This window comes from Streptococcus pseudopneumoniae (assembly GCF_001074975.1).
Taxonomy (GTDB): domain Bacteria; phylum Bacillota; class Bacilli; order Lactobacillales; family Streptococcaceae; genus Streptococcus; species Streptococcus pseudopneumoniae_D.
Map to the genome: position 1 here is coordinate 1 of NZ_JUUO01000112.1, position 5,257 is coordinate 5,257.

Consider the following 5,257-nt stretch of genomic DNA (forward strand, 5'->3'; position numbering starts at 1 on the left):
CGAAGAGGCTAAACGCGGCGGACTGTAAATCCGCTCCTTCGGGTTCGGGGGTTCGAATCCCTCCCCTTCCATTTTACGGGCATAGTTTAAAGGTAGAACTAAGGTCTCCAAAACCTTCAGTGTGGGTTCAATTCCTACTGCCCGTGTTAATAGAATTATGGCGGGTGTGGTGAAGTGGTTAACACACCAGATTGTGGCTCTGGCATGCGTGGGTTCGATCCCCATCACTCGCCTATTTTATATTATTGGGGTATAGCCAAGCGGTAAGGCAAGGGACTTTGACTCCCTCATGCGTTGGTTCGAATCCAGCTACCCCAGTTACTATTTGCCGGCGTGGCGGAATTGGCAGACGCGCTGGACTCAAAATCCAGTGTCCGCAAGGACGTGCCGGTTCGACCCCGGCCGCCGGTATAGTATAGTATTAAAGACAAGGTCTAGGACCTTGTCTCAGATTGAAGACAAAGTCCTTAGAACTCCAGTTTCTAAGGGCTTTTCTTTGTGTAAAGTCGTATAATAGAGGTAAGAAGAGTTGTGAGGTGTTCCCTATGTTTCACAAAGAAAAACCTGATTATAATCGTAAGCAATATGGTTTCTATACAATAGACGAATTGGTCCCAAAAGATCACTTTCTTCGACAAGTTGATTCAAAAGTTGATTTTGACTTTATCTATGATTTGGTAGAAGATACCTATAGTCCAGATCAGGGTCGTCCTAGTCTTGATCCCGTCATGTTAGTCAAAATTCCTTTGATCAAATGTTTTTATGGTATCCGTTCCATGCGCCAAACCATTAAAGAGATTGAAGTAAACGTGGCCTATCGTTGGTTTCTTGGTCTGACTTTAGATGATAAGGTCCCTCATTTTACTACCTATGGGAAGAATTACAGCCGTCGTTTTCAAGATAAAGAACTCATTTCTGAGATTTTTTCCCAAGTACTCAACCAAGCTTTGTATGCAGGTTTAATTGATCCTTCTGAAATATTTGTGGATGGCACCCATATCAAAGCGGCAGCTAATAGTCACAAATATCGTAAGGAAATGGTAGACCAACAAGCTAAGTTTATGAGTGAACAATTGGAAGTTGAGATTGATTTAGATAGGAAAAAACACGCAAAAAAGTCCTTAAAGCCCGCAAAAGAAAGTGAGGCTAAAGAAAAGAAGATCTCAACGACAGATCCCGAGTGTGGTTGGTTTCACAAGGGTGAACACAAGGAAGTATTTGCCTATTCTGCCCAAGTTGCTTGCGATAAGCATGGTTGGGCCTTAGCTTATACGGTTGAAGCGGGAAATGTTCATGACAGTCAGGCTTTCCCTGCTCTTTTCTCAAAGTTAGAACCTTTCTCCCCACGCTATATTATTGCGGATGCAGGCTACAAGACCCCAGCTATTGCCCATTATTTATTAGAACGTAACATCATCCCTGTCTTCCCTTATACTCGTCCAAAGGGAGTAAAGGGAAACTTAAGACCTAGTCATTTTGTTTATGATGCAAGTGATGACTCTTATGTCTGTCCAGAGAATCAAGTATTAAACTATCGCACTACCACTCGAGAAGGCTACCGTGAGTATAAGAGTAATCCCAAAGTATGTGTTGCCTGTCCTTTATTATCCGTTTGTACCCAAAGCCAAAATCACCAAAAAGTAATCACGAGACATGTCTGGAAGGATGATCTTGAATTTTGTGAGGAAATCCGTCACCAAAAAGAAATGAAGGAACTCTATAAGAAGCGCAAAGAAACAATTGAACGACTCTTTGGGACAGCTAAGGAGTACCATAATTTGAGATACACTAGAGAGAAAGGAAAGTCCAAAATGGAGGATAAAGTTGGGCTTACTTTGGCATGCTTAAATATCAAAAAATTGGTGAAACGGATAGCGAATATCCCTTTTTATTTTGTTCTAAATCCAGTTTTTGGTTGGAATATCAGATGATGAGACAAAATATTTTTGAAAAGCAAAAAAGACAAACGCCAAAAATGACGTTTGTCTTCAATCTGAAGAGAGTTTTGACTCTCTTTTTTTGTAGAAATTTTACAATAGTTTGAATTGCCTTTTATACTCAATGAAAATCAAAGAGCAAACTAGGAAGCTAGCCGCAGGCTGCTCAAAATACAGTTTTGAGGTTGTAGATAAGACTGACGAAGTCAGTGACCATATATACGGTAAGGTGACGCTGACGTGGTTTGAATTTGATTTTCGAAGAGTATTACTATAACATCATCTATTTTTCACAGATAATATGAATGGGAAAATCTTGAATAAAAATCGCTATCGACATCTATTTTTAAGGGAACTGTAAAATTTTATTACTAATGATATCTTAGTAAAATATGTTGACAGGTTATATAGAAAGTGATATATTTATGTCATAAGAAACCGATTTCAAAATAAGAGAGGATTAAATTTGTTGTATTGATGCTCAGGGTGTGATGGATTAAACTAGGGAAATAATTCTAAGGATTTATAAAAGATAAAATCTTTTTCTATAGTGTTATTCTCTTATACAAGGAGTCTACTATGAAGAAACTATTCATATTATTATCAACTTTTTTTCTCAGCTTCTTCTTTGCTTGGATTATTATCTTACGTGCGCCACAATATTTATATGCAAGCTATGATTCCGTTTCTTTACTTCGTGTCAAAAAAGATACTCAGGAACCGTCGCGTGAGGTATTTGAAAAGGAATTAGAGAATTTTGCAAACTCAGAACAGAGTTTAATAGCTAGAAGAATTGCAGAGCCGAGTAAGGATGGGACTACCAACTTTACTTATGCAACTTATGGTCAGGGAACATTACCAAAAGAATTCCAAGAAGCTAGCCAAGAAAGTCGTGAACAGAGCGATCCTCTCAATAGTTACCTTCTCTTATCTGGTTCATTTACCAAGGAAAAATTAGCTGCAAAATTAGATGATTTAGGTTATAAAGCGATTGCAGACCGCAAAACTCCTCCCTATTCTCTTGCTTTTCGAATTTTACTAAATCCACTTATTTTAATTAGTTTAGCAATATTTGGCTTATCTTTCTTTTCTTTAGTGATTATCACTCGGATTAAGGAAATGAGAGTAGCAGGTATAAAACTCTTTTCTGGTCAGACACTCTTATCAATCATGGGCCATTCTTTATCTACTGATATCAAGTGGCTCCTTCTATCAGCCCTCCTTTCCTTCCTAGGTGGGGGAGTCATTCTTTTTAGTCAAGGTTTGTTTTATCCTATCTTGTTAGCTACCTATGGTTTTGGGATTAGTTTCTATCTTTTGTTTTTATTGGGTATTTCAATTTTACTAATGCTCCTTTACCTAATGAGTTTGAGTTATAAAGCATTAGTTCCCGTTATTAAGGGAAGATTACCCCTTAAACGCTTGATGGCTTTAACCCTATTGTGTCAGTTAGTAGCTGTTTTTACAGTAGGCTACGCTGTTAAGACGGGTTTGACGTCTTACCAACGATTGAAAGAACTTGAAATTTCAAAACAAGCATGGAAGGATAGAGCAGATTATTATCAAATTTCTTTTGGTTTAGGTGATAGAGGAAAAGATACAGAAACTCAGAATAAGTGGTATGAATTTTCCAAAGAAGCAGTTGAAAAAGAACAGGCTCTATTTGTAAAAGATAATCTCATTCATTTTGCAAATCCTCAAGGAAAAAATGAAAAAGGGGAAACACTGGATACCTATAGTCCAGATGCTAATGTTCTCTATGTCAGTCCAAGTTATTTGGACAAGGAAAATGTGTCTGTAAATGATGAGACTAGACAGAAAATAGCTCATCTTCAAAAAGGGGAATTTGGACTCTTATTACCAGAATCTCTTCGTTCACAGGAAGCAGAACTTAAGAAAGTTTTTGAAGAAAGTTTAAACTATTACGGAAAATCAAGCGAGGATGAAAACGCTCCTTTAGAGTATGAAATGAGAGCGATTGTTAGCTATCTACCAACAGGAGAAAAGCGATTTATTTATAATAACGGTGAAAGTCCAGTATCCACTCAGTACTTAACCGATCCGATTTTAGTTGTGTTCACTCCAACATCTACAGGCGATAGTTTCATTTCAAAATCTGTTTGGTCTATTAATGCTGGAAAGCAACTCTTTATCAAAGGATATGAGAGTGGTCTAGCTCTCTTGAAGGAAGCTGGAATTTATGAGCAAGTATCCTATCTTAAAGAAGGAAGAAGTGTTTATCTAACTCGTTATAATGAAGTGCAAACTGAAACAGCAACTTTAATCCTAGGAGCTATGGTTGGAATAGCTAGTTCCTTGTTACTCTTTTATTCTGTCAATCTTCTATATTTCGAGCAATTCCGTCGAGATATCTTGATTAAACGAATTTCAGGTTTACGATTTTTTGAAACACATGCTCAGTATATGGTTAGTCAATTTGCCAGTTTTGTATTTGGTGCTAGTCTCTTTATTTTAAGCAGTCGAGACTTGGTGATTGGCTTGCTCACTTTATTAGTCTTTCTAGCTAGTGCAGTTTTGACGCTTTACCGTCAAGCTCATAAAGAATCTCGTGTTTCTATGACAATTATGAAAGGAAAATAGGATGATTGAACTAAAGAATATATCTAAAAAATTTGGAAGCCGTCAGCTATTTTCAGATACGAATCTTCATTTTGAAGGTGGGAAAATTTATGCCTTAATCGGTACAAGTGGCTGTGGTAAGACAACACTCTTGAATATGATTGGACGATTAGAGCCATATGACAAAGGGCAAATTATCTATGATGGCACCTCTCTTAAGGACATCAAGCCTTCTGTTTTCTTTAGAGATTACTTAGGATATCTATTTCAAGATTTTGGCTTAATTGAAAGTCAAACCGTCAAAGAGAATCTCAATCTGGGTTTAGTTGGTAAAAAGTTGAAAGAAAAAGAGAAAATCTCTTTGATGAAACAAGCTCTAAACCGTGTAAACCTCTCTTATTTGGATTTGAAGCAACCTATATTTGAGTTATCAGGAGGAGAAGCACAACGTGTTGCATTAGCGAAGATAATTTTAAAGGATCCGCCTTTGATTCTTGCAGATGAACCAACCGCTTCACTAGACCCCAAAAACTCTGAGGAATTACTTTCCATCCTAGAATCTTTAAAAAATCCGAATCGAACTATTATTATTGCGACCCACAATCCTCTGATTTGGGAGCAAGTGGACCAAGTTATTCGAGTTACCGATTTATCACATAGATGATATGGTAAGATTCATACTCAATGAAAATCAAAGAGCAAACTAGGAAACTAGCCGCAGGTTGCTCAAAGCACTGCTT

4 protein-coding genes and 4 tRNA genes are annotated in these 5,257 nt (G+C 37.5%); all 8 read left to right on the forward strand.

Features of this window, described 5'->3' with window-relative positions:
* Positions 1–75: 75 nt before the first annotated feature.
* Positions 76–146 (forward strand) — tRNA-Trp (locus ADI86_RS06740).
* 14 nt (positions 147–160) lie between these two features.
* Positions 161–233, forward strand: a tRNA-His gene (locus ADI86_RS06745).
* Between the two features lie 13 nt (positions 234–246).
* A tRNA-Gln gene (locus ADI86_RS06750) sits at positions 247–318 on the forward strand.
* Between the two features lie 9 nt (positions 319–327).
* Positions 328–411: transfer RNA gene (locus tag ADI86_RS06755), tRNA-Leu, on the forward strand.
* 134 nt (positions 412–545) lie between these two features.
* On the forward strand, positions 546–1,931 hold the full coding sequence (locus ADI86_RS06760; RefSeq protein ID WP_049532300.1) for an IS1182 family transposase: 1,386 nt from the start codon (positions 546–548) through the stop codon (positions 1,929–1,931).
* A gap of 130 nt (positions 1,932–2,061) precedes the next feature.
* The gene (locus ADI86_RS12285; RefSeq protein ID WP_049532302.1) at positions 2,062–2,214 is read left to right on the forward strand and encodes a hypothetical protein; all 153 of its coding nucleotides are present in this window, start codon (positions 2,062–2,064) and stop codon (positions 2,212–2,214) included.
* Positions 2,215–2,516: 302 nt separating this feature from the next.
* Positions 2,517–4,538: a bacteriocin-associated integral membrane family protein gene (locus ADI86_RS06770; RefSeq protein ID WP_049532304.1), complete on the forward strand. Its 2,022-nt coding sequence runs from the start codon at positions 2,517–2,519 to the stop codon at positions 4,536–4,538.
* A gap of 1 nt (position 4,539) precedes the next feature.
* Positions 4,540–5,181 (forward strand): ABC transporter ATP-binding protein, encoded by a 642-nt coding sequence (locus ADI86_RS06775; protein ID WP_000571283.1) that lies wholly within the window; start codon positions 4,540–4,542, stop codon positions 5,179–5,181.
* Positions 5,182–5,257 lie beyond the last annotated feature (76 nt).

Excerpts from the sequence above, each read along its gene's own strand:
- ADI86_RS06760 (WP_049532300.1), top strand. The coding sequence starts at position 546 with ATGTTTCACAAAGAAAAACCTGATTATAATCGTAAGCAATATGGTTTC.
- ADI86_RS12285 (WP_049532302.1), top strand. The coding sequence starts at position 2,062 with ATGAAAATCAAAGAGCAAACTAGGAAGCTAGCCGCAGGCTGCTCAAAA.
- ADI86_RS06770 (WP_049532304.1), top strand. The coding sequence starts at position 2,517 with ATGAAGAAACTATTCATATTATTATCAACTTTTTTTCTCAGCTTCTTC.
- ADI86_RS06775 (WP_000571283.1), top strand. The coding sequence starts at position 4,540 with ATGATTGAACTAAAGAATATATCTAAAAAATTTGGAAGCCGTCAGCTA.